This window comes from Niallia sp. FSL R7-0648 (assembly GCF_038007005.1).
Lineage (GTDB): Bacteria > Bacillota > Bacilli > Bacillales > Cytobacillaceae > Niallia > Niallia circulans.
Map to the genome: position 1 here is coordinate 354,228 of NZ_JBBOWE010000002.1, position 23,739 is coordinate 377,966.

23 protein-coding genes are annotated in these 23,739 nt (G+C 35.9%); 7 read left to right on the forward strand and 16 right to left on the reverse strand.

Features of this window, described 5'->3' with window-relative positions:
* Window positions 1-13: 13 nt before the first annotated feature.
* Window positions 14-919, reverse strand: coding sequence for an NAD(P)/FAD-dependent oxidoreductase (locus NSQ89_RS21705; RefSeq protein ID WP_341133436.1), 906 nt, complete (start codon window positions 917-919; stop codon window positions 14-16).
* A gap of 138 nt (window positions 920-1,057) precedes the next feature.
* Between NSQ89_RS21705 and NSQ89_RS21710 the strand changes: the two genes are divergently transcribed.
* Together NSQ89_RS21710 and NSQ89_RS21715 are read left to right on the forward strand one after the other, a co-directional pair.
* Entirely contained in the window at window positions 1,058-1,591 is a 534-nt protein-coding gene (locus tag NSQ89_RS21710; RefSeq protein WP_101729115.1) for a sigma-70 family RNA polymerase sigma factor, read from the forward strand.
* Entirely contained in the window at window positions 1,575-2,699 is a 1,125-nt protein-coding gene (locus NSQ89_RS21715; RefSeq protein WP_341133300.1) for a hypothetical protein, read from the forward strand. The genes NSQ89_RS21710 and NSQ89_RS21715 overlap by 17 nt, the downstream gene beginning before the upstream one ends.
* A 69-nt stretch (window positions 2,700-2,768) precedes the next feature.
* Here the strand turns inward: NSQ89_RS21715 and hflX are convergent, their stop codons facing one another.
* Window positions 2,769-4,025 carry a GTPase HflX gene (gene hflX / locus NSQ89_RS21720; RefSeq protein ID WP_061800745.1) on the reverse strand — a complete coding sequence of 419 codons (1,257 nt, stop codon included), beginning with the start codon at window positions 4,023-4,025 and terminating at the stop codon, window positions 2,769-2,771.
* 538 nt (window positions 4,026-4,563) lie between these two features.
* On the reverse strand, window positions 4,564-5,121 hold the full coding sequence (locus tag NSQ89_RS21725) for a DNA-3-methyladenine glycosylase I (protein ID WP_341133301.1): 558 nt from the start codon (window positions 5,119-5,121) through the stop codon (window positions 4,564-4,566).
* 190 nt (window positions 5,122-5,311) lie between these two features.
* Here NSQ89_RS21725 and NSQ89_RS21730 point away from each other — a divergent pair, with 190 nt between their 5' ends.
* Window positions 5,312-6,244 carry an RNA polymerase sigma factor gene (locus NSQ89_RS21730; protein WP_016201423.1) on the forward strand — a complete coding sequence of 311 codons (933 nt, stop codon included), beginning with the start codon at window positions 5,312-5,314 and terminating at the stop codon, window positions 6,242-6,244.
* The gene (locus tag NSQ89_RS21735; protein ID WP_341133302.1) at window positions 6,238-7,206 is read left to right on the forward strand and encodes a helix-turn-helix transcriptional regulator; all 969 of its coding nucleotides are present in this window, start codon (window positions 6,238-6,240) and stop codon (window positions 7,204-7,206) included. The genes NSQ89_RS21730 and NSQ89_RS21735 overlap by 7 nt, the downstream gene beginning before the upstream one ends.
* 102 nt (window positions 7,207-7,308) lie before the next feature.
* Here the strand turns inward: NSQ89_RS21735 and NSQ89_RS21740 are convergent, their stop codons facing one another.
* The 3 genes from NSQ89_RS21740 to NSQ89_RS21750 form a co-directional block, all read right to left on the reverse strand.
* On the reverse strand, window positions 7,309-9,000 hold the full coding sequence (locus tag NSQ89_RS21740) for a methyl-accepting chemotaxis protein (protein ID WP_341133303.1): 1,692 nt from the start codon (window positions 8,998-9,000) through the stop codon (window positions 7,309-7,311).
* A 307-nt stretch (window positions 9,001-9,307) separates the two neighbouring features.
* Window positions 9,308-10,636: a branched-chain amino acid transport system II carrier protein gene (gene brnQ / locus NSQ89_RS21745; RefSeq protein WP_047943979.1), complete on the reverse strand. Its 1,329-nt coding sequence runs from the start codon at window positions 10,634-10,636 to the stop codon at window positions 9,308-9,310.
* A 106-nt stretch (window positions 10,637-10,742) separates the two neighbouring features.
* A complete protein-coding gene (locus NSQ89_RS21750; RefSeq protein WP_047943978.1) occupies window positions 10,743-11,219 on the reverse strand; it encodes a GNAT family N-acetyltransferase in 477 nt (158 codons plus the stop codon).
* Window positions 11,220-11,354: 135 nt separating this feature from the next.
* On the opposite strand from NSQ89_RS21750, the gene NSQ89_RS21755 reads away from it, so the two are divergent.
* On the forward strand, window positions 11,355-11,831 hold the full coding sequence (locus NSQ89_RS21755) for a DsrE/DsrF/DrsH-like family protein (RefSeq protein WP_047943977.1): 477 nt from the start codon (window positions 11,355-11,357) through the stop codon (window positions 11,829-11,831).
* Window positions 11,832-11,889: 58 nt separating this feature from the next.
* On the opposite strand, the gene NSQ89_RS21760 is transcribed toward NSQ89_RS21755, so the two are convergent.
* The 4 genes from NSQ89_RS21760 to NSQ89_RS21775 form a co-directional block, all read right to left on the reverse strand.
* A complete protein-coding gene (locus tag NSQ89_RS21760; RefSeq protein ID WP_341133304.1) occupies window positions 11,890-12,759 on the reverse strand; it encodes an aminoglycoside 6-adenylyltransferase in 870 nt (289 codons plus the stop codon).
* Window positions 12,760-12,883: 124 nt separating this feature from the next.
* The gene (locus NSQ89_RS21765; protein ID WP_095257916.1) at window positions 12,884-14,458 is read right to left on the reverse strand and encodes a hypothetical protein; all 1,575 of its coding nucleotides are present in this window, start codon (window positions 14,456-14,458) and stop codon (window positions 12,884-12,886) included.
* Between the two features lie 317 nt (window positions 14,459-14,775).
* Entirely contained in the window at window positions 14,776-15,747 is a 972-nt protein-coding gene (locus tag NSQ89_RS21770) for an LCP family protein (protein WP_095322842.1), read from the reverse strand.
* A 19-nt stretch (window positions 15,748-15,766) separates the two neighbouring features.
* Window positions 15,767-16,402, reverse strand: coding sequence for a helix-turn-helix domain-containing protein (locus tag NSQ89_RS21775; RefSeq protein WP_047943972.1), 636 nt, complete (start codon window positions 16,400-16,402; stop codon window positions 15,767-15,769).
* A gap of 384 nt (window positions 16,403-16,786) precedes the next feature.
* Between NSQ89_RS21775 and NSQ89_RS21780 the strand changes: the two genes are divergently transcribed.
* Entirely contained in the window at window positions 16,787-17,629 is an 843-nt protein-coding gene (locus NSQ89_RS21780; RefSeq protein ID WP_047943971.1) for a sulfite exporter TauE/SafE family protein, read from the forward strand.
* The gene (locus NSQ89_RS21785) at window positions 17,629-18,009 is read left to right on the forward strand and encodes a DUF1634 domain-containing protein (protein WP_047943970.1); all 381 of its coding nucleotides are present in this window, start codon (window positions 17,629-17,631) and stop codon (window positions 18,007-18,009) included. Before NSQ89_RS21780 ends, NSQ89_RS21785 begins: the two co-directional genes overlap by 1 nt.
* A gap of 105 nt (window positions 18,010-18,114) precedes the next feature.
* Here the strand turns inward: NSQ89_RS21785 and NSQ89_RS21790 are convergent, their stop codons facing one another.
* From NSQ89_RS21790 to NSQ89_RS21815, 6 genes are all read right to left on the reverse strand, one after another.
* On the reverse strand, window positions 18,115-18,618 hold the full coding sequence (locus NSQ89_RS21790) for a hypothetical protein (protein ID WP_047943968.1): 504 nt from the start codon (window positions 18,616-18,618) through the stop codon (window positions 18,115-18,117).
* Window positions 18,615-19,088 carry a hypothetical protein gene (locus tag NSQ89_RS21795; RefSeq protein ID WP_047943967.1) on the reverse strand — a complete coding sequence of 158 codons (474 nt, stop codon included), beginning with the start codon at window positions 19,086-19,088 and terminating at the stop codon, window positions 18,615-18,617. The genes NSQ89_RS21790 and NSQ89_RS21795 overlap by 4 nt, the downstream gene beginning before the upstream one ends.
* Window positions 19,089-19,250: 162 nt before the next feature.
* Window positions 19,251-20,054 (reverse strand): ABC transporter ATP-binding protein, encoded by an 804-nt coding sequence (locus NSQ89_RS21800; protein ID WP_047943965.1) that lies wholly within the window; start codon window positions 20,052-20,054, stop codon window positions 19,251-19,253.
* On the reverse strand, window positions 20,054-21,085 hold the full coding sequence (locus NSQ89_RS21805) for a FecCD family ABC transporter permease (protein WP_061800688.1): 1,032 nt from the start codon (window positions 21,083-21,085) through the stop codon (window positions 20,054-20,056). The genes NSQ89_RS21800 and NSQ89_RS21805 overlap by 1 nt, the downstream gene beginning before the upstream one ends.
* Complete coding sequence (locus NSQ89_RS21810; RefSeq protein WP_341133305.1) at window positions 21,082-22,116, reverse strand: FecCD family ABC transporter permease; 1,035 nt, start codon at window positions 22,114-22,116, stop codon at window positions 21,082-21,084. Before NSQ89_RS21810 ends, NSQ89_RS21805 begins: the two co-directional genes overlap by 4 nt.
* Window positions 22,117-23,166, reverse strand: a complete 1,050-nt coding sequence (locus tag NSQ89_RS21815) for an iron-siderophore ABC transporter substrate-binding protein (RefSeq protein WP_047943963.1) — start codon at window positions 23,164-23,166, stop codon at window positions 22,117-22,119.
* Window positions 23,167-23,739 lie beyond the last annotated feature (573 nt).

The following is a 23,739-nucleotide window of genomic DNA, read 5'->3' on the forward strand; positions in this document are numbered from 1 at the left end:
CCCTTTGATTCCTTTAAAATCTTTCCAGCATAAGATCTGTATTTACAGCTATAGCTACTTTGCTTCCATCCGCAGCAGCAAACAGTAAGGATGATGCCCCTTCCTTTTCGGTTTCTCCGGCAACATAAACATTTTTTTGGGATGTTCTCCCTGATCCATCTGTTACTAACACTCCATTTTCATAGACATCTAATCTTAGCTGCTCCACAAACTGATTGGAGCGATAATAAGAAGGAGAAACAAAGCCCCCCGTTCTATTAATCTGCCTTCCTGATGTAAACACAACTTGCTGAAGATACCCGTTTTCTCCTATTAAGCTCTTTATTGGTTCGGTAACGATTGGAACATTCCGCTTAAGAAATATTTCTTTTGTATTTTGGGAAATCGCTGCACCATTTGTTGCTATTACTAAATCCTTCGACCAATTATAAACTAACCTTCCCATATGTAATGCTTGTGCTTCCGTGTAAGCAATAATAAGAAGAGATTGATCTCTTAGCTCCCAGCCATCGCAGTATGGGCAGCTAAAAAGGCTTTTCCCATAATATTGTCTCGCATTAGGAATGGGAATGACCTCTTGCACACCAGTCGCTAAAATGATTTTATCTGCTAAGTATTCTTTATGTTTTTTCGTTTTAACAAGAAACACTTCAGCCTCTCTTAACTTTTCAATTTCCGTTACCGTATCCTTATAGGGAGAAATGCTCGGATAATTCATTAAATCATTCATCCCTAAATCCTTAAACATCTGCGGATTTATTCCATCTCTTGTTAGAAAGCCATGTGATTCATGACTTACTCTATTTCTATTCGTCCCATCATCAAAAATAGCCACACTTCTTCTCGCTCTCCCCAGTGTCAGCGCAGCACTCATCCCAGCTGGACCACCACCAATAACTATACAATCAAGAATATTCATCTCCATAGATTCCCCCTTTTTCTTCTATTTTAAGTATATGAACGACGTTTCCTTCGTAGTGCTAGAATAAATTTGTAAAAAAAGAAACCGTTCGTCTGTTTGTTTTGTCTAATTTGTAGGTAGAAAGGAGAGGGAATTGTGGAGAAGCAAGAAAAAGATAAATTGCTTACAAACGCGATGGATGCATATGGCCATTATTTATCCCGACTTGCCTACGCCCTTGTGAAAGATAGGGAAAAAGCAAAGGACATTGTGCAGGATGTGTTTATTCGTTATTATTTGCAGCTTGATCAATTTGAAGGTCGATCTAGTGTGAAAACATATTTATATCGTATAACGGTAAATGAATGCCGAAACTACTTTAAAAGCTGGGCTTATCGAAAAGTCGAAGTTTCGAAGATTAAGAACACTTTTATGATCCATAAAGAAACACCCGAAGAAGCCTATTTAAAACAAGAAAGTAAAAATTATCTTGCCGACTTACTTAATAAACTGCCAATAAAGTATAAGGAAGTCTTATGGTTATATTACTATGCTGAATTATCTACACAGGAAATCAGCGAGATATTAAACTGTTCCAGCAATACGGTTAAAACTAGACTAGCGAGAGGACGGAAGAAAGCACAACTAACCATGAGTGAGGAGGAGATAAATCATGCCAAAGAACATTAAACAATTATTTGATGAAACAATCCCAGCGGATATCACCCTTTCCGAAGAAAACAAACAAAAGATTTTACGAAATGCAAACCAGCAAATGAAAAATATTAATCAAAGAAAACGAATAGTCCGTCCAATATTTAGTGTAGTTGCCATTATTAGTCTTCTCCTTATTTTAATTAGTCCTTCTCTAGTAAACCGGCTTTCAACACACTCTTCTTTTCATACACCGCTGGAAAAAGTAACTATACCAAATGTTGATTATTCATCTTTAATCCATTCTTTCTATATAAAGGAAACGAACGAATTGATTTATGCTGATAAAAAAAACATTTATTCTTATTCCCTCACGTCGCACTCACAGCAAGTACTAGTCGAATCTAGTGCAAACATTGATACATATGCACTGACAGCAAATGCGCATTGGCTTGTGTGGGGAGAAAGAAATAATAAGCTTTTTATTAAAAATCGAAAAACACTGTCGCAGAAAGAATATAAAAAAGACATTATAGGAGATGTTCAATTGAAAGGAAATACATTAATTTATGATGATATTTCTGGATATAAGCAGTTAAATTTATCAACACTTAAGGAAACTAGCATTCATGGTTTCACGGGAATTTCCAGAAACAGTAAAGCTGATTTAAATCGTAATTTACTTGTTATTCCTGAGCAGTTTAAATCAAATAACAGAAATAAAACGGAGTTTTTTGTCTATAATCTAACCAGCCGAAAACAAGTTGGGAAATATAGCGTTCCCTATAAAGCAGCTGAAAACGTTACTTTAATAAATAATAAAATATATGCAGCCTTTTCAAATGACGATAAGAGACCAACTATTTTAGGGTATATTGATCTCTCTAATGGAGAATTCCATGAAATCCACACACCACCTTTCACTACTTATGCTGTCTATAAAAATTACATCGCATTAAGTGTAGTGGAAAAAAATACAGATACAGTTAAACTATATCAATTAGAAAATGAAAATTTAAAGGAACTACCCATATTCAATAACATAAAAGAACGCCTAGTCATGCCCCGTTTCACCGATGATGGATCCTTAATAGTAAACGGAGAGGCAGCAGATTTTTCTATGTACTTGCAGGATGTAGAATGAGAGCAGAGGGACGGTTCTTGCGCTTCCCTTTTTCAAAAATAGAAGCCGTAAAACGTCTCTCTGCGTATTTTATATTACGTATTCTCGATAACGATTATAGTCTTCTTCTTTGCATTCGATAGATAGGAATATTCCTTCTTCCTTATATTCTGTTGAAAGGATATTTGCCTTTTCCGTCAAATAGGATAGTACATTCCCTTTATCATACGGGATAGTCATTTCACAGGAAATATACTGCTTAAAGACATTTTTAGAAATAGCTTCCACTAGTTCATTTATTCCAATTTGCCTTTTAGCAGAAAGATAAACTCCATCTGTTCCTGCCATCGATGTATCTCCTGCTGCTAAATCTATCTTATTAAAAGCATAGATAGCTGGGATATTTTCCGCGTTAAGCTCTTTTAAAGTCTTATTAGTCACATTGATTTGCTCTTGATAATTTGGATTAGAGTAGTCAACGACATGAATAAGCAAATCAGCTTCCGCCACTTCCTCCAAGGTCGACCTGAATGCTTTTACTAATTGGTGCGGTAATTTACTAATAAATCCAACTGTATCTGTTAATAAAAAGGATTTATTATTTGGCAATGTAATATTGCGCACTGATGTTTCAAGGGTTGCAAAGAGCATATTCTTTTCAAACACCATTTTCTCGGTTGCAGCATGATATTTTTCAAGCAGCACATTCATTAAAGTCGACTTCCCAGCATTCGTATAGCCAACGAGTGCAATACTTGGCAACTCTTTCTTTTTTCGCATCTTTCGCTGGTTTTTACGTTGGACCACGAGCGTATCTAACTCTTTATGCAAGCGACTAATTCTGTCTTCAATCCGTCTTCGATCCAATTCAAGCTTCGTTTCCCCTGACCCTCTATTTATAAGGCCAGATCCTCCTCCTTGACGACCTAGTGATTCTCCTAAACCAGCTAATCGAGGCAGCATATATTGCAATTTTGCGATTTCAACCTGGAGCATCGCTTCTTTTGTCTTCGCTCTTTGAGCAAATATATCTAAAATCAATACTGTTCTGTCAATGATTCGGCAATCTGTTGCTTCCTCTAAATTACGAACTTGGGAAGGAGACAGCTCATCATTGAAAAGAACAGCCTGCACGTCCTTCTCCGCAAGCAATGCAGTTAACTCCTGCAGTTTCCCTTTCCCAATATAGTGTCCAGAATGAACCCGATCCAACTTCTGCGTTATCTCTCCCACTACTTCTATATCACAAGCTTCTGCCAATTGAATTAGCTCTTCCATTGAATTAGCAAAGTCTTCTTTCTGATCATAATGAACGCCTACTACTATCGCTTTTTGTTTTCCTTCCATTCCTGTTCCTCCATTCTGTTCATAAAAAAACACACAGGTGGTCACCTGTGTGTGAAGCAATCGGAATAAGAAAGAGGAATAGTATTTATTTAAAGTAAACCCTAAGCCTAAAATGGGTTTCTAAAGAAAATATTATTCCATTTTAATAAAAAGAGAGCATAATTCTCCCCTTTTACACCACATCATTATAAATAACGTTAATGAAAGGTTGCTTTTAAAAATAGGCAAACTAATCCCGATTACTCTACACACAGGCAGAGCCTTTAAGTACTATAAAATTAGTTACATAAAGTATACAATCGAGATAGAATTCCACATCTTAAAGCAACCCTCCATTCATCTAATTAACATTATTATACCATAAATGGGAAGTAGAGGGGCAATTTTTCTGTTTTCTGCTGAATATTTTTCTTATAAGAAAAGCGCTGGTTTAGTCAAGCTTCCCCTTGTACTCTCGATACTTTTTTGTAAGATTCCTATCCAGTTTGTTTAAAAGCTTGGAATACTTTCAAAAACAGGAGAACCTCCTCGATTTCCTTTATTCTTTATGAAAAGCACAGCTAGTTATGTGGTCGTTGACTATTCCGACTGCTTGTATATAGGAATAGATAGTTATGGGTTCTACAAACTTAAACCCTCTTTTTTTCAAATCTTTGCTGACTTTCTTTGATAGGTCAGTTTGCGCTGGTATTTCGCTGTCATACTGCCAATTTGATATGATTGGTTTTCCATCTACATAAGACCATAAAAATTCAGCAAAACTTCCGTATTCTTTCTGTATTTCTATCATTGCTAAGGCATTGCTTTTAACTGATTTAATCTTTAACGGATGTTTCACAACCTCTGTATTAATTCGGATATTTTCCAACTCTGTTTCTGTTAGGTTTGCACAGTATTCTAAATCGAAATCGTGAAAGGCCTTTTTGTATGCTTCTCGCTTTTTTAAAATGATTGACCAAGACAATCCAGCTTGTGCTCCCTCTAGTACAAGCATTTCAAACAAATATCGATCATTATGACTTGGAATACACCACTCTTTATCATGATATTCTCGCATCAATTCACTGGAATTTGCCCAGGCACATCTAGTTTCCATCAAACCATCCTCTTTTAAAAATTATTCTTAGTATAATCCAATTAACCTGACAACAGTATGTCATATTTTGAGATCGCTTCTCGCTTCTCTTTTCTTTGGATGATACACTTAATAAAAAAAATAATTTTACCCGTTTAATTTTGTTCTACCTGGCCGTTATATATAGGAAAAGACTTTAGGAGGTAAAATAATGAAAAAAATGTTCACTAAGCATTTTACAGAGGAATCAAGAAAATTATTAAATGAATTGGAAGAAATGATTTCATCCTACTCCGAATCCTTATGGAACTATTGTAAATATGTTACAGGTTCCCCTTGGGATGGAGAAGATTTATTTCAAGATACAATTATTAAATCATTTGGAATGGTTCCACAAAGGTGGCATGAGATTACAGATAAAAAGAACTATCTTTTTCGAATCGCGACAAATACTTGGATTGATCAGTGTAGAAAAAGGAAAAGAGAGATTGGAATCTTAGAAGATATTCCAACCCCTTCCGTTGCTTTTACAGATCATCTACTCTTAGAAGAGATTCTACTTTCTTTGGAATCAAATTTAACGCCTAAACAAACAGCTGCCTTTCTTCTTCTAGATGTTTTTCATTTTAGCGCCGAAGAAGTTGCAGGAATTGTAAAAAGTACTCCAGGCGGGGTCTATTCTTCCGTTCAACGCGCTCGAAAAAAAATTAAATCCTTAGACTTTTCTAATTCTGAAACATATACAGAAGCTAATTTTGCACAAAAAGAAACTATTCAAGCTTACCTGCAGGCATTCAATGAAGGAAATTTAGATAAGATGTTACGTCTTTATAGTGATTATGCTCAAAATGAAGCTTTCCTTGGCTTCCAAGAGTATTCCAAAGACGAAATGCGTAACGGCTCTCTCATCTACGGATTACCCGGACATACAGCAATGTCAAAAATCTTATGGGGAAAACCTGTTATTATTGTATTAGCAGAAATCGATGGGCAATTAAAAATTCACGATATTCAAATACAAGAAATCGAGAATGGCAAAATCGTCAGCCACCAAAGCTACTTCTTCCGCAAAGAATTTATTTTAGCAGCAGCCGAAGAATTAGGAATAGAAGCTCAATTAGATAAACCACCATTAAAATGGTGACAGAGGAGCGGTTCTTCCGTTTCTCTCCATATTCCACAATAAGGAGTCTTCCCATGAAAATAAGTAGACTGTTTCAAATTATCTATATATTGCTAGAAAGAAAAATGATCACGGCTAACGAACTAGCCGATAAACTTGAAGTATCTGTTCGAACTATATACCGCGATATTGAAGTTCTTACGGAGTCTGGCATTCCTATTTATACAACCCAAGGTAAAGGTGGCGGAATTACCTTGATGGATCAGTTTGTACTCAACAAATCACTCCTTTTATACAAAGAGCAGGATGAAATACTATTTTCCCTGCAAAGTCTATCTGCCACTAATTACCCAGATACAAGCGATATTTTAGCGAAACTAAGTCATCTATTTCAAAAAAGCGAAACTAAGTGGATTGAGGTAGATTTTTCAGCATGGGGCAGTGATACAAAAAGAAAGGAATACTTCTCCCTTTTTAGACAAGCCATTCTAGAGCGTCATATCCTCTCGTTTCACTATATCAATTCGAATGGGGAAAAGAGCTTACGGCGAATTCTTGCGACAAAATTATTGTTTAAGGATAAAGCCTGGTATTTAGAAGGTTTTTGCCTAGAAAAATCGGCGAATAGAACTTTTAAAATAAACCGTATGTCTAATATAGCTTTAACTAATGAAATTTATGACAACATAAAAAAAACGGAAGAATTAATTTTAAATGATTCTTTGGATGGGGATTATTTAGAATGGGCAGACTTAGTGCTCAGAATTAGTTCCAGAGCCAGTTATCGGATTTATGATGAATTTGAGGAAAAGTATATCTCAAAAGAGAAGGATGGCTATCATATCATTTGCACCTCTCATATAAAAGGGGAATGGTTATACAGCTACCTATTATCCTACGGGAATTATTTAGAAGTGATCGAACCCACAGACATAAGAAATGAAATAAAAAGGAGAATTCAGCAAATGATGAATCAATATTGACTTTGCCATTAATTCTTTGGTTTTATTGCTGACTTAGCATACACAAAGGGACAGTTCTCCCTCCTTCCCGAAGAAAAGCAGGAGTATCGTCCCTTCATATTCTTATACTTTAAATCTACTAATTAGTTCTTGTAAATTCTCCGCTAAATTCGATAAGTCGGAAGCAGAGGACGCAATTTCTTCCATGGATGCAAGCTGTTCTTCTGCTGAAGCTGCCACATTTTGAGAATGCATAGAAGTATTCTCTGATATGTTAATGATTCCAGATACGGTTGATGAAACTTGGTGCGTACTTGCAGAAATTTGTTCAGAGGTTGCCGCCATATCCTCCGTCAACTCTGTCATTTTTTCCATAAAGTGATAAATCTCTTGAAAATTATCCTTTGTTTGATTAACAACTTCCAATCCTGCTTTTACATCCGTATTTACTTTTTCCATCGATTGATTGGATTGTATCATATCTTCCTGTATTGTTTTAATCAATAAGGCAATTTGAGAAGATGATTTTTGAGATTGCTCTGCTAATTTTCTCACTTCATCTGCAACTACCGCAAAGCCTTTCCCATGTTCTCCAGCTCTAGCCGCTTCTATGGCCGCATTTAATGCTAATAAATTCGTCTGGTTCGCAATATCTGTAATGACCTTTGTAATTTCTTCAATCTCTTGGGATCGATTATCTAAATTCTTCATTACCTTTCCACTTATTGCCACAGAACGATTGATTTCGTGTATTTGGTTTACAGTCTTATCCACAAAAAAGCTGCCTTCCTTTGCCTTCTCTGTTGTACTTTTACTCATATCAGTAATAATAACAGCATTAGCGGCAATTGATTGAATCCCTTTTGAGACCTCTTCTAAAGCAAACGAGCTTTCCTGAACACTAGTAGTCGATTGATCTGCCCCATCCGCAACTTGCTGTATAGATTCTGTTATGGTCTCTGTTGCTTTGCTAGTCTCTTCCGCACTTGCTGTTAATTCTTCTGAAGAAGAAGCAAGTCGCTCAGAGGACAACATCAATTCATTTACCATCAACTTAAGGTTGTCTGCCATTTTATTATAGCTATCTGACAAGAGACTTAATTCATCACCAGCATTGTCTTGAATATTGTTTGTAAAGTCGCCTTCTCCAGCCAATTTTAAGGCAGCTGTTAAATTAGAAAGTCTCTTTTTCAATTGACTTGTATAGAAGTATACGACAACAGAAGCTAACACTATCATCATCACCAAGACCACGATAAACTTCCATAAAAAGGAGGATATAATACTATCAATAATTTCTTGAGAAGCTCCAACATATAGAATTCCAATAACTTCTCCTGCTTTGTTCTCTAGAGGCATGTACGCAGTTTGATACAATTGGCCAACTACATTTGCTTCCCCATAAAATCTTTCTCCTTGATCTAATACTGTACTCACAACTTCTGGGGAGGCCTGTGTGCCAATTGCTCGTTCTCCATTCATCATGACATTCGTCGCAATGCGTGTATCTCCTTGGAAAACAGTTACGGTATCACCAGTATCCGCGCCTATTTTATCTACAACCTCAAAATTATCATTGAGAACCGTATTTCCTTTATATAGTTTATCTTCTTTGATTTCCCAATCACCTGGATATTTATTATTTATATACCGATAAGCAAGTCCAATATCCCCTTTTGCTTTCTCTGTAGCAAATTGTTTCATTCCTCTTGTTATTTCCTGATTTACTAAAAAACCGATAACCCCAGACAGAACAATAATAATTGCAAAAACAATTATATTTATTTTTGTTCCTAGCTTTAATTTTATTTTCATACCTTTCACCCTTGTTCCCTGTTCATTTTCTTTATATTGCTCTGCTTCCCCCAAGTAGAATCATTAAGCGTTAAAAAAATACTCTTAATAAAGAGTATTTACTACACCTAATTACAGATTGACCTGTTATAAGCTACCACCCTAACTTACATGACATCCCTTGACTCTTTTATAAAACACTAATAGCACTATTACTATCGGTGTATTATTTAGAATGTTTATCAAATAATAAACTTGATAAATATGGTAATAAAAAGACGGTTCTCCCGCTTCCTCTATGGAATGCAGGAGAACCGCCCTCTGCGTACTATTTACGAACGAAATATCCAATCACCGCACCAATAAGGGCGGGTAAAACCCAGCCTAACCCTATCTCGTAAAAGGGGAGAATATTCTCGTAAAAATGCCCAATCTCCTCAAAAAAGCTAAGCTTAGCTTCTGGGATGCTTTTTACAAGTGCTTGATAGCCATCCAATATACTTACAAAGAATGTTAGCACCATTGCCGTTAGGTACACACTTTGCTTGCCTTTGAATAATGGCGAAAAAAGAGCAAGTATGATAAGCACAATTGCTAAAGGGTATAAGAACATGAGCACAGGTACTGCAAATAGAATAATTTTATTTAAGCCTAAATTGGCAAATAAGAAAGAAACAACACATAGACTAAGCACAAAAGTCTTATAGCCAATCTTCGGAAATACTTCATGAAAAAATTCACTACAAGACGTTATTAATCCAATACTTGTTTTTAAACAGGCAAGCACAATGATAACCGCAAGCAAAATGCCGCCAAAAGGACCAAAATAATGCTTAGCTACTGCAGCAAAGATAAGTCCGCCATTTTCAAAAGTTCCTACAGCTTGTACACTAGAAGAACCCATATAAGTGATAAATCCGTAGATAAACATCATTAGCAGCATGGCAAATATTCCTGATTTCCATGTTGTCTTCGCAATACTCTTTACATCCATAATCCCCTTCCCTTTAATAGCGTTAATCACCACTATACCAAAGGCTAGAGATGCTAGAGCATCCATGGTGTTGTATCCTTCTTTAAAACCTGTCATAAAAGCATTATTTAGATATGCTCCCTGTGGCTCTTGAAAGCTCCCCATCGGGCGAACAACACTTACTATTATTAATAAAAATAAAAACAGCAGAAAAGCAGGAGTCAGATATTTCCCAATCACATCCATAATCTTTGCCGGATTTAAGGAAAAATAGTAAACCAGTAAAAAGAAAAGAAAACTAAAAATAGCTAAAAATAAAGCAATATGGCTATTAGCGACAAACGGTTCAATCCCTATTGCAAATGGAACTGTCGCTGTACGTGGAATAGCAAAGAATGGACCAATCGTTAAATAAAGAAATAACGAAAAGAGAAATCCGAACACTGGATGAACGCGACTTGAAAGCTCGCGCAGGCCATTGCTTCCTGATAAGCCAATTGCTAATATACCGAGAAAAGGAAGCCCAATCGCTGTTACTAAAAAGCCAGCTAGCGCAAGCCAAAAGTTTGTTCCCGCAAGCTGTCCAAGCTGAATAGGAAAAATTAAGTTTCCCGCTCCAAAAAACATACCAAAAAGCATCGTCCCAATTAGAGCATAAGTTGAAAAAGAAATTCTTGATTGCATAAATCTAATACTCCTTTATAAATACATATAAATTAGATAATACGGGAACGTTTAAAAGTACACAACAACTTTTTAAATGAATTTTCACATAATACCTTCTAGACTATTAAAGAACTTTCTTCAAAATCTCTCCTGGCAGGCCTTCTATTTCTCCAATCCATGCTGAAGTAAATCCTCTACTCACTAATATTTTTCTCGAGGCTCTATTAGCAGGATCTATAATTGCCTTTATTACCTTTATATCTGTATGCTTCACTAATGACATCAATCTATCCGCAACCAGACCGCCATATCCCTTCCCCCAATGTTCTGGCAAAAGCATATAGCCAAGTTCTGCTTCAGCAAGCTCTTGCTCCGTTAAAGTCACATGACCAAGCCCTATAAATACTTCTGAGGCTGGTTGAAAAAAAGCATATGATCCAAAGATCTGATTCTTGTCATTGCGGATCAATAATTTCTCAAAGTCAGCCTTTGCCTCTTCTAACGGAATAGCTCTTTCTGTAATCTGGGCCATCACTCGCTCATTAGAAACTAATTGGTAATATAACTCAAAATCATTTGCTGTAAATTTACGATATAGCATGACTGCTCATCACCTTCCTATTATATCCGCTTTTTTCTATTCTCTTCCGTAAATATGACAATATAGTGAAATCCGCATATCCAAAACTATTTGATGAAAGCTAAAGATATTCTTAAACAAGAAAAGAATTTTTCCATGGAAAAAAAATTAAACGTATTAATGTTTAGCGGGGACTACGATAAAGCAATGGCTGGTTTCATTCTAGCTAATAGTGCCCGGGAAATAAATGTGGAGGTAACCATGTTTTTCACCTTTTGGGGGCTTTTATTACTTCGTGATCCCGAAAAAGTCGATTTGGAAGGTAAGTCCTTCTATGAAAAAATGTTTAGCACCTTCCAACCTAAAGACGTAGAGCAGCTTCCTTTATCTAAAATGAATTATGCTGGTCTAGGTAAAATAATGATGAAGGAAATGCTTGAGGAGGAAGAAGCTTCACCACTTATAGCTTTCTTAAAAGGGGCAAGAAAAAAACAAGTTAAGTTTCTTGCCTGCAAATTATCAGTTGATATACTTGGATTTAAGCAAGAAGAGTTTTATCCAGAAGTCGAAATTGTCGACGCTAAGGTTTATCTTAAAGATGCTTTAAAGTCTGATATTCAGCTTTTTATTTAAAGGTTCCCATATCATCAAAAGGCGGTCTCTGCTGCTGCAAAAAAACCGCCTATTATCTTTAATATACCTCTGCTGCATTAGGCTTCAATTGACGAACATGGTTTAAATAAGCTTTCACCCCTTCCGCCTCTTCTAAGGGATAAAGAAAATCCATCTTTCTGCCAACTTCTAATCCGATTTCCTCAAATAATGCTGTCATAGAAAATAACGATTTCCAGACTAGACTATAATCGCCACTCGGATAGGTATGCATGAGCCTTTTCCATGTATCATCATCAATATACTGTTTTAAGTATTTACTGTTTTTTCCTACACTAAGGGAAAAATCTGTTTCGATGCCTACCTTCCATTCCAACATTTTTAACAGCATCGCCCTTATGATATTCATATGGTCAATCGCATAAAGAATTTCTCTTCTCCATAATCCCTTAACAACATAGGTAGAGACCCACCAAAATTCGTTACAGCAATCAGAAAATTGTTCGGCAGTTGGCTTTTTTACCCAATAATCTTTATCTGTACTAGGGGGTATACAAGGGAGACTATTGTCTTTATCTAAGAGAATCACCGTCAACCCATCCTCCTGACAATACTTGTTCTTTTCCTCCAGCGGAACAAGGGTTAAGTCGATGCGGTTACCATCCGTAAATAGCATAAGATAGGAAAATCTTCCGCCTAGCTCTGCCGGAAAAAGCGAGGAATCCTCTGGGGTTTGCATAATGATTCGTTTCCCAAAAACATCAATCCAGTTAGGCTCATTCATAAAAGATTCCATATCATCTACTAGATAAACAATATCAAAATCCTGAAAAGCATCCTTCGGTACATTTGGATTTGTTCTCGAGCCATTCATGCAAACAGCTCTTACTCTCTTATCCTGATTAGCCACTTTTAACACTAAATCTAATATTTGCTTCTCTGTTCTCATGCTATCCCTCCAATTATATTTATTCATATGTTTCTATTATTCTATTTATAATTGGAGGGGCACGAATCCAGCTCCAATGTCGTTATAAAAATCCCTCAAATAGGTTCATAAAAGCCACTCCTTTCTAATAGATAATATACGGACCAAAATATACAGTTAACAAAATAATGTGTACACCAACAAAATAGATAATCCTCGGTGCACCTGTCCATTCATTGATACGTTTTGTTAGTATGGATAAAAAATAGGAAATAACCGCAAATAATAACAAATAAAAATAAGTACTGCCCGTAAATGTTAGGTACTTAGGTGCAGTTGCAAGTATATTCGGAACAAAGAAACGATCCTTCCATATAACTGCTGCAATCAAATAGATTCCAATTCCGGTATAGAAAATCCACGGTGGATTGTAATCAACCTTTCTACTAAAAAATACATACATGAAAATAACAAATAGTATTGGCCACAATAACCATATAAAGGAAAGTGCAAAGGCGAAAAAAGAGGTGGAAATCATTCCAAATGTTTTGCCAAATGCCTGCAGCCAATCCTCAGATGTATGTTTTATTTGTTTGTTTATTTTTGTAATTTCATTGGAAGAAACATAGACTTTATTGCCATCTCCATGTAAATCCATCCATGCAATCATATCTTCATTTAACCATTGTGGAATAGTCGATATCGCAGCTGTATTGCTTCGTCGCTCCGTCTTTGTACTTCCGTTTTCCCCTATTTCCGATTCATAAATATTGAATCCAGTCTTCTCATTATATTTCGTTTCTGTATAACCATTCGCCTTAAATAGCAGGCGCGGCTTTCCATCCCTAAAGGTAAATGCAACATCTGAAATTTCTGTTAGCTTCCCATTCTCCCTTGCAGGATCTTGGAACGTTAACTCATATTGCACAGCCTCTTGTCCTTTTGTAATATCAATTTCTGCATAATAGTTGAAAAACTCTGGTTTTCCTTGCGTTAATTCTAATTCCTCTTGAAGCAATAACGCCAGTTTTTGATCTTCAAACGTAAAAGATATGCCATTTACTATCTTCCCAGGATCAACCTTTACCTTTGTTTCATATAAGTGGTTGACTTTCCCATCTTGGACACGAGATAAAGCAAGGTCAACATTGCCCTTTTCCTTTGCAAATAATAGAAGGTGAATGCCATCCGCATTTTCCTCTACTGCTAACTTTTCCTTTTCTAGATCAATATCCATAATTTCCGACGTTTCTTTTGTTTCAGGATTTAATTGAAAAAGCTTATTTTCTTTTATATAGAGAATAGTTTTCTCGAGTGGAATAAACTCCTCTACATCCGCAACTAATTGTGTCTTATCTTGGTCAAAAATATTTTCATAATCAAAATAAATAAGCTCATCATTTCCCTGATATATTTGTGTCCATTTGTCTACAGGTATATCATAATTTTTCTCTTCCTTAATCCTAAAGTCATTGGTCATGATAGCCGTCTTTAACTTATTTTCCTGAAAGAAAGAGAACAAGTAACCTCCATCACCCGTCTCCTTGATTGCCGGCAGTTTATTTACTTCAGATTGTCCAACTAACAATCCTTTGCTCCAATCCGGCTCTGGCTGCGCTGTCACCTTAGAAAAATTTTCAAAAAACAATAAAAACAGTCCTAATAAAATCAGCACCCCTGGTATGATCCAATATAATTTCTGTAGTATCCAGGTCTTCATCTTATTCCCCCATATTGTTCCAAATAAATTCTCTTTGTATTATGAATAAAATAATAATAGCATATTTTCTGACAAAATATGCTAGAGAATTCTATTCATTTCTTTTCTTACTCTCATTGTATACAAACTATATATAGGGAAATCCCAAGCATAAAAAAAGTGTTTCACCATTCAAATTTCTTGTTCTACCAAAAAAATATTATTCTAGTAAACCTTATTATCACTTAAAACAATCCTCATCCATAATTAGGATGAGGATTGTTGCTGAACTAAGTCTATAGAAAAGCATAGCCATCAGCAAAGGAAGATTTATTTGATTAATTACCTGCCTTTCCTTCTACAAGTCCATGTCCATCAGCTAAAAATTCATTTAATACTCTTGCGTTTTCATCCATGTCTATTTTTAATACTGCTCCCACATTAACCGTATCATTTTCATAGGAGTTCTGAACTGGAATTCTAATACGGTCCAAATCGTCTGATTTATTTACTACTAACCCTTTTGTTATCGACAATATTGTAGGTGTATCTAAGTTTGTCTCAATATAAGGCGTAACAGTACCTAGGATTTTAGGTAAATTCACTACACTGTGCATACTAACTGCTTGTTCTTTCAGCTTTTCTATTGCTTCCTGCTGTCTCTCCACCCTGCCAAAATCACTTAATCGATCATGGCGAAAACGGACATAACCTAATAACTGATCGCCATGTAATACTTGTTTCCCTGGATGTAATGTCATACCAATCCCATAGGACATCTCATATGGGATATCAACTTCAATTCCTTTAGGAGCTACTATATCTACAATTTTGGAAAAACCCTCAAAATCTGCAATCGCATAATAATTAATATCAATACCAAAGTTCTCTTTCAAGGTTTTTCTTACTAATTCAGGTCCGCCATAAGCAAATGCCGCATTCATTTTTTGATATCCTATTTCCGGAATATTTACATATATGTCTCTCATAATAGAGGCTATTTTCATTTTATGTGTATTTTGATTATAATGCACAATCATTAGTGTATCCGTTCTAGCATGTTCCTCTCCTCGCGAATCACTTCCTAACAACATAATATTAATTTCTCCAAATTGTGGCTCAGGTCCTTCAAAGTCTTCAAAACTACTTTCTATTTTATTATTTCCTTTCATTTGGGTTGCTTGTTTTAAGCCTTTATTATATTGATAAACAGAATAAAAAACGGCTAAAGCAAAAATAAGAATTGCAAAACCAAAAACCCTCTTCCACCTTATTCCCTTTTTTCTTTTTACTCTCGTATTATTTTCCATTCTATATCTCCTTTATTCTCTAACCCTTTGCAGGCAAAAGCTTAGCCGAAATCTTAATTGCTACCGCATCATCTAAATATCCGATTGGGAAAATGTAATCCGGAATAACATCAACGGAAATTATAAAATAGATAAGAGCGGCTCCCATAACAGCTAATTCCGTAATATTTCCTTTTTTGTTGGAAAAACGTTGATAATACTCTTTTAGTTGTTGTATGAATGGTCCTACCCCTTCTACTTTTTGCACTTTTTCTTCAAATTTATCAGCTACTAATCCCTTTCCTTCATCAGTCAATGCATAATGATTATATTTTTGAAGCTGTTCTTGCACTTCTTTGATAGAAAAGGTCTCCTTATAGTGGTTAGAAGAGAATAATTCACTTTGAATGGTTTCGATAGAATCGAAGATATCTTCTGATTGACTTGACACTTCTGAAGGTAAATAACCGGCCGCTGTAAACATTTTATCTACAGGAAAATCAAGAAACTTTGCAAATTTTTGAAGATGTTCTGGGGTTGGTCTTCTTTTGCCGTTAATTATTCGTGAGATTGTAGCTGTGTCAATATTCGTTAACACACTGAGCTTTCTCATTGACATAGCATTTTTCTTCAAAAGATTTTTTAATAATAATCCAATCTCATTGATGTCCCTCATATTAGATTAAGCTCCTATCTTTTATTATTCATTTATATTAAGAATTTGTAATATTAACACGCAATATACTACTAAAATAGCGGACTGTTGATTTTTTGTCAACAAACAAATCGTTTTCTATTATCTATCCCTATAAAAAACGCATAAACATCTATGAACTTATGTCTATGTATGGGTTATTACTTGATTAGAACATTAGAATGAACAAATATATTGACATATTGTCAATGAAATAGTATGGTTCAAATGACTTACAACAAATCTTTGTTTTCTTTTAAACTATCATTCTAATTCTTAAGTAAGAATTAGTTTTCATTCGATTCTTTTATGTAGAGATTTACCACTATGTTTAAGACATTACCTTATTCACTAGGAGGCTATGTAATGCTAACTTTCATTTTACTTCTTTTTATTTGTATTTTTGCCGGGCTTCTGGGCTCTATCCTCGGAATAGGTGGAGGGATTATTCTTACTCCAGTTCTAACACTAGGATTTGGGTTTGATATCCACCATGCGATTGGAGCAAGTATAATATCTGTTATTGCAACAAGTTCCGGTTCAGCAGTAGCATACTTAAGAGATCGAATGCTCAATATTCGCGTGGCCATGTTTTTAGAGATTGCTACTACGGTTGGAGCGATCATAGGAGCAATCTTAGTAGGCATTCTCTCGCCGACTCTAATGTTTATTTTATTTGGTTCTTTCTTACTTTACTCAGCGATCAATATGGTACAAAAGCTCCGTTCGGGCGAAGAAGTATTGAAAAAGGCGCAACCTGACTATTTATCGGACAGGCTAAAACTAAATAATACATATTATGATAAAAGCCTAAAGACACAAATTGATTATCAAGTCGAAAAAGTCCCAGCAGGGTTTAGTGTGATGTTTGGGGCAGGATTAGCTAGTGGGTTACTAGGGATTGGCAGTGGTGCCTTTAAAGTAATGGCATTGGATACATTTATGAAAATGCCACTCAAGCCTTCTAGCGCAACTAGCAACCTAATGATGGGAGTTACTGCTGCTGCAAGTGCAACTGTATTATTTTTCAACGGCTCTATCTTACCAGAAGTTGCTGCTCCCGTTGCTATTGGGGTATTAATTGGATCCACAATTGGAGCAAAAGTAATGCAAATATTACCAGCAAAATGGATCCGAATTATTTTTATTCCACTTTTATGCTATATCGGTGCTCAAATGATATTAGAAGGATTTGGGGTGAAATTTTAATGGAAGCACAAAAAAAAGAACAAACTTCTGAAGAAGAATTAGTCATTATTGAGGAAACAATCGGAAAAATACTTAGATTCGGGGTTCTTGTCTCTGCCCTAATTATTTTTGTAGGCATTATTACTTATTTGATTACAAATAACTCTGGTTATAAGGAAACGTTCCCTACTAATTTTAAAGACATTTTTATTGGGGTTGCTGCATTTAAACCATTTGCCATTATTATGCTAGGTCTCTTTTGTTTAATCCTAACCCCTGTATTAAGAGTTGGAATATCCTGTTATGCTTTTTATAAAGAAAAGGACTGGTTATATGTTGGAATAACAGCCATAGTATTAATAATATTATTTATCAGCTTCTTAATTGGTTATACTTCTTAAAAAAAGGGCTTGTTTTCTTCCTGAAAACAGTCCCCGTTTTTATTCATCCTGTTAAAATATCCTCTTTCGGATAACAAATCTTGATTTATTTCATACGGAATTCGGCTAATATTGTTTCTCTCCATGTTCTTTAATCAATCTGTAAAAGATAATCCAAATGCTAATAACTAATAAATAAATAACAAAGGAATAATAAATCGTATATCCATGTTGATAATGAAAAATCCCTATCATGCCACAAATTCTCTCTATCGCAACACTCACAAGGGCCCAGCCTAAAATGTATAACAGCGTAAAATTAGGTTTAATATGGAAGAGATCATATAGATAAAAGAAAAGGTAGCTTATCGGGGCATACATTACATGGGAAAAGAAATCCATTATTTCAAAAGAAGAACTGTCATTTATTATATAATAACGCACTGGTAAAATACTTAACGTATGGTCAAAAACGAAACCAAAAAAAATACCACACATGAGATATATACTCATCGTCTTTTTGGTAAAACGCCTTGGGAGCAATATCACCAATAAAAATCCCAAAAAAATCGAGATAAGGATACTCCACTCATTTAAACTAAAATGAAAATCATAATGTAATTCTTTCATTTTTCTTCCAACTCTCCTTTATCCAGGCCAATAAACCAGCGGGCTATCCACCATACTAAAACTATTGATATAACATACAAAAGAGCAGAATATAACTGATTCCAATTCTCGAAGGCAAGAAGATCTGCCCATATATAGATCCGATCCTCCAAGCATAAAAACAACACAATGAGCCCAGTAAATAGTAATCGCCATTTTGTCTTCCATGAAGAGCAAAGGATACAAATAGACAGGAGAATTTGAAATGGTATCACAATAAATCGGCAAATATACATAGCAAATGAACCTTCAACCGTGCGAGTAAGAGGGACCCAGTGCAAATTAACATCTAATATTGTAAATATCGTAATTGTTAAAATTCCAATAATAAAGTACAAAAAAACAATCTCCGTAAGCATTAAACCTTTCGGAACAATAGCAAATACAATCAATACTATACATGCTAACAGTGACATAATAGCGATGGACATAAATAATCATCCTTTAAAAGGTTTGGCATATAACATGTAATATGCCCAAGAGAAACAATATTATTTCCAAAATAAACTATTATTGCCAGTATTAAGATCGTCCGGTATATAGACACAAAAGGCCTTCAAGTTTTCATACTTGAAGGCTTTCTCATTATAAACCTATGCATTAACATGATATCGGCCCTTCGGCACAACTAAAGGAGTTCCTGAAACTGGATCATTAATCACCGTACAATTAAGTCCGAAGATGTCTTTAACCAACTTACTTGTAATGATGTCAGCTGGCTTCCCTTCTCCTACAAGCTTGCCTTTGTCTAGTGCAAAAATATAGTCCGCATACCGTGCCGAAAGATTAATATCATGCAGGACCATTACGATCGTTGTACCGTATTTCCGATTAAGATCTGTCAGCAAATCTAATATTTCCACTTGATAGGTGATATCTAAGAAAGTGGTTGGCTCATCAAGAAATAAAATATCCGTTTGCTGAGCAAGTGCCATCGCAATCCAGACACGTTGTCTCTGCCCGCCTGAGAGCTCATCAATATTTCGATTAGCAAATTCTGTAATCTTCATAATTTCCATTGCTTCTGCAACTGCTTCATAATCCTTCTTGGACCAGCCACTAAAGAAATTTTGGTGAGGAAATCTCCCTCGCCCAACTAGATCTGCTACTGTTATTCCTTCTGGTACAATAGGGGATTGTGGCAAAATACCGAGAATGCGAGCTAATTGTTTTGGCGGAAATTTACTAATCGCCTTTCCATCGAGTGCAATGCTGCCAGAGGAAGACTTAATAAGATTGGATAGTGTTTTTAAAAGCGTTGATTTTCCACAGCCATTTGCGCCGATAATCACACTAATTTTATTACTCGGAATTTCAAGCTCAATATCTTGCAATATCATTTTGCCTTCATAGCCTGATGTTAACTTTTCCGCTCGAAACTCATGTATCTTATCCATTACAACTCTTCCTTTCGATTCATTCGAATTAATAGCATGATTAAGTATGGTGCACCTAGAATACCAGTGATCACACCTACTGGGTATCTAGCGACAAATGCAAACTGTCCAATCAGGTCAGATGCTAAAACCAAAATGATTCCCACAAGACCTGCCGGAATAACACTAGAAAATCCTATCCCAACTAATCGTTTAGCAATAGGGCCAGAAAGGAATGCAACAAATGCAATCGGGCCAGTGGTAGCAGTAGCTAACGCAATAATTAGAACCGAACTGATAACCAGTACAACTCTTGTTCTATCTGTGTTAACGCCTAGTGATGCAGCAGTTTGTTCCCCAAGCTCTAACATATCTAATCGTTTTCCAAGTAAGATAATGATAGGTGCCAAAAGTAGAACGGTAATCATAAGCGGATAAAGATTCTCCATTTTCACACCATTTAAGCTACCACTTAACCATCTCATTGCTGTCGGAACATCATGATGCTGTCCAATAAGCAATAAATAGGATATTACAGCATTTAACATCGCCTGTATTCCAATACCTATCAATATTAACCTGCCAATAGAAAAAGAAGTGCCTTTCGATAATAGAAAAATAACCAGTACTGTAGCTAGTCCACCGATAATAGAAGCAATGGAAACAAACGTACTGCTTGCATGAAGAACAATGATACAAAATACCGCAGCAGCACTTGAGCCAGCTGTTATTCCAATAACATTTGGATTTGCTAGAGGATTACGAAGCATTGTTTGAAACACATGTCCAGAAATACCAAAAGCAAAACCAGCAAAAACCCCAGCCACCATCCTTGGAAAACGGATTGTTCCGACCGCAAAAGAGGCTCCTTTTACTTGCTCACCTAGTAAAACACTAATTACATCCCCAACTGGATAAATCGTATTTCCAAGCATAAGCATCATGCAGCATAAAGCAAAAGCAATGATTGCTAACAAACTAGTCACAATAATAAAACGACGACGCCTTTTTGTTCTACCTACCATAATAAGATTCATTGATTCATTCATCATAACGTACGCAATTTCGCTTTCATAGTTATTAAGATTAAAATCGGGGCCCCGATAAAGGCTGTAACTACGCCCACTTCCAGTTCACCGGGACTGCCAATAATCCGGCCGCACACATCTGAAATCGTTAGGATAATCGCTCCTGCTAGAGCGGACATTGGAATAATGTAGCGCAAATCAGGACCAATAATAAGACGGATCACATGGGTTGCAAGTAAACCTATAAAACCAATTGGGCCCGCTAGAGCTGTTGCTGCACCACACAATAAGACCCCTCCAAATGCCGCAACAAGTCTAAGTGTGCCGGTCCGCACTCCCAACCCCTTTGCTGCTTCATCCCCTAAGGCCAAAGCATTTAAGCCCGGGGCAGAGAACAAGGCGATTAGAATGCCTACAACGAGAAAAGGAATGAAAATAGAGATAGAATCCCAATTTCCAGCACCAACACTTCCTACCTGCCAAAATCTAAATTGATCCATAACATTGGAACGCGGAATCATAATAGCCATTACAAGAGAGGATAATGCTGCACTTGTCGCTGCCCCCGCTAAAACGAGTTTAAGGGGGGTGGCACCGCCACTCCCCATCGAACCAATTCCGAATACAAAAATGGCAGTTAAGATTGCTCCTGCTAATGCAAACCAAATGTATTGACCAGCAGTGCCAATATGAAAAAAGGATATCCCACAAACAACAAATAGAGCTGCACCTGTGTTTACTCCTAATATACTAGGATCTGCAATCGGATTACGAGTGACGGATTGCATAAGAGCACCAGAAACTCCCAATGCAGCACCACACAACAAACTAAATACAGTTCTAGCAATTCTTTGGCGGACAACATTTGCTCCGTGAGACTGTACTTCTGGATGGAATAATCCATCCAGTATTTCATTCCAGCCAACAGTGCGAGATCCAAAAGCAAGAGACGCCAATATACTTATACCGATTAAGATAATAGAAATTACTAATACACTAATAAATTTTCTCGGTATTAATAACTGCTTATTTTTTAGAACGGATGTCTGTTCCATTTACTTCACTTTACTTACAGCTTCTGAGAGTAATTTTAGGTACTCGTCGAGCGTATATTCAATCGAAAGTGTACTTGGTGTTCCGGCTGCTGCAAGTGGCGTATTATCCTCGATAATGACAACAGACCCTCTCTGTACAGCTGGAATCTTTCCATAAATCGGATCTTTCTGTAAAGCAGCAAGTGTTTCATCATTTCCATACGATACAAAAATATCTACATCATTTAATATGTCTGCATTTTCAGCACTTACTTCCAAATAGAAACTAGTTGGATCCGTCATTTGACTTGTAATACTTTCCGGATATTCCATCCCCAACTCTGTAAGGAATTCACCTCGTGGATCTGTTGGTGAATAGATATAAAATTTGGATAAGTCAGCACCATTAACACTTACAAATGCTGCTTTTTTCCCTTTCAATTCAGGAAACTCATTTGCTTTATCTGCAATGAATTTTTCTGTATCTGCAATAAGCTGCTTCCCTTCTTTTTCCATACCCATTCCCATTGAATTATATGTTACTTGTTCACGCCAAGAAGCAACCCAAGGATTTTTTGGATATGCTACAACAGGAGCAATTTCACTTAAAGTATCATACTCTTCTTGTGTAAGTCCTGAGTATGCGGCAAGAATGACATCTGGATTAGAATCAGAAATCGCCTCAAAGTCTATGCCATCTGTATCTTGATAAATATTAGGATTTTTTTCACCTAGCTCTTCTAGTTTTTTTGCAGTCCAAGGTAACATTCCGCTATCATCTTGAACACCATAATTTGCTGCTGAGAAACCTACAGGTACAACACCAAGCGCAAGTGCTACATCTTGGTTAGACCATGCAATTGTTGCAACACGTTCAGGTTTTTCCTTAATGACAGTCTCTCCAAGCGCATGCTTAATCGTTATTGGATACGATGAATCTGTATTAGAATCAGCTGATTTTTCTTTATCTGCCTTCGAGGATGACTGACTTGAACAACCCGCTAGTAAAAGAATGGCTACAATTGAGAATAAGAAAATAGAAATAAATGGCTTTCTTTGTTTTTTAAACATATGTATGTCCCTCTTTTTCTATATAATTTTATAATATAAATGATTATCATTCTCAATTATAATACTTGTTTTCTATTTTTCTGTCAATTACAAATAGTAAGTTATACGTGATTTTGCCATCTTTTGATGAAAATTCTCCATTTCACCAACTAAGAGACCATAAAATCAAGTAGACTACTAATAAATTTAAACTCTTTTAGGCATATTTAAAGGGCAACGCTAAAGCGATTGCCCTTTTTAAATTCTCATTAACTTTTACTCTATTCATTTGCTTTAAATGCTTGTAGATTTTCCAAATGATTAAATATTGGCAAAAACGATATGAAAGCTTAATGTGCTAGTAAGAGCTAGTAGCAAACAAATAATAAACATTATCATACAAATGCATGATTTCTTCCTCCGTGTTATTACAATCTATTACTGTTTATCATTATAAATAATGATGTTTCTCTATTTCTTCTACGAAAGACTTAATCATTTGGTCTCACCTTCTTCTAATTTTTTGCAAAAAGAAAACTCGCCAAAGGCGAGTTTCACTTTCCATCATTTCTTTTATCCTTTAAAAATTGAAAT

Excerpts from the sequence above, each read along its gene's own strand:
- NSQ89_RS21725 (WP_341133301.1), bottom strand. The coding sequence starts at position 5,121 with ATGGAAACTAGATGTGCCTGGGCAAATTCCAGTGAATTGATGCGAGAA.
- brnQ (WP_047943979.1), bottom strand. The coding sequence starts at position 10,636 with ATGCAATCAAGAATTTCTTTTTCAACTTATGCTCTAATTGGGACGATG.
- NSQ89_RS21715 (WP_341133300.1), top strand. The coding sequence starts at position 1,575 with ATGCCAAAGAACATTAAACAATTATTTGATGAAACAATCCCAGCGGAT.
- NSQ89_RS21780 (WP_047943971.1), top strand. The coding sequence starts at position 16,787 with ATGCTAACTTTCATTTTACTTCTTTTTATTTGTATTTTTGCCGGGCTT.
- NSQ89_RS21775 (WP_047943972.1), bottom strand. The coding sequence starts at position 16,402 with ATGAGGGACATCAATGAGATTGGATTATTATTAAAAAATCTTTTGAAG.
- NSQ89_RS21805 (WP_061800688.1), bottom strand. The coding sequence starts at position 21,085 with ATGATGAATGAATCAATGAATCTTATTATGGTAGGTAGAACAAAAAGG.
- hflX (WP_061800745.1), bottom strand. The coding sequence starts at position 4,025 with ATGGAAGGAAAACAAAAAGCGATAGTAGTAGGCGTTCATTATGATCAG.
- NSQ89_RS21815 (WP_047943963.1), bottom strand. The coding sequence starts at position 23,166 with ATGTTTAAAAAACAAAGAAAGCCATTTATTTCTATTTTCTTATTCTCA.
- NSQ89_RS21730 (WP_016201423.1), top strand. The coding sequence starts at position 5,312 with ATGAAAAAAATGTTCACTAAGCATTTTACAGAGGAATCAAGAAAATTA.
- NSQ89_RS21800 (WP_047943965.1), bottom strand. The coding sequence starts at position 20,054 with ATGGATAAGATACATGAGTTTCGAGCGGAAAAGTTAACATCAGGCTAT.
- NSQ89_RS21735 (WP_341133302.1), top strand. The coding sequence starts at position 6,238 with ATGGTGACAGAGGAGCGGTTCTTCCGTTTCTCTCCATATTCCACAATA.
- NSQ89_RS21770 (WP_095322842.1), bottom strand. The coding sequence starts at position 15,747 with ATGGAAAATAATACGAGAGTAAAAAGAAAAAAGGGAATAAGGTGGAAG.
- NSQ89_RS21785 (WP_047943970.1), top strand. The coding sequence starts at position 17,629 with ATGGAAGCACAAAAAAAAGAACAAACTTCTGAAGAAGAATTAGTCATT.
- NSQ89_RS21760 (WP_341133304.1), bottom strand. The coding sequence starts at position 12,759 with ATGAGAACAGAGAAGCAAATATTAGATTTAGTGTTAAAAGTGGCTAAT.
- NSQ89_RS21705 (WP_341133436.1), bottom strand. The coding sequence starts at position 919 with ATGAATATTCTTGATTGTATAGTTATTGGTGGTGGTCCAGCTGGGATG.
- NSQ89_RS21750 (WP_047943978.1), bottom strand. The coding sequence starts at position 11,219 with ATGCTATATCGTAAATTTACAGCAAATGATTTTGAGTTATATTACCAA.
- NSQ89_RS21740 (WP_341133303.1), bottom strand. The coding sequence starts at position 9,000 with ATGAAAATAAAATTAAAGCTAGGAACAAAAATAAATATAATTGTTTTT.
- NSQ89_RS21790 (WP_047943968.1), bottom strand. The coding sequence starts at position 18,618 with ATGAAAGAATTACATTATGATTTTCATTTTAGTTTAAATGAGTGGAGT.
- NSQ89_RS21755 (WP_047943977.1), top strand. The coding sequence starts at position 11,355 with ATGGAAAAAAAATTAAACGTATTAATGTTTAGCGGGGACTACGATAAA.
- NSQ89_RS21795 (WP_047943967.1), bottom strand. The coding sequence starts at position 19,088 with ATGTCCATCGCTATTATGTCACTGTTAGCATGTATAGTATTGATTGTA.
- NSQ89_RS21765 (WP_095257916.1), bottom strand. The coding sequence starts at position 14,458 with ATGAAGACCTGGATACTACAGAAATTATATTGGATCATACCAGGGGTG.
- NSQ89_RS21810 (WP_341133305.1), bottom strand. The coding sequence starts at position 22,116 with ATGGAACAGACATCCGTTCTAAAAAATAAGCAGTTATTAATACCGAGA.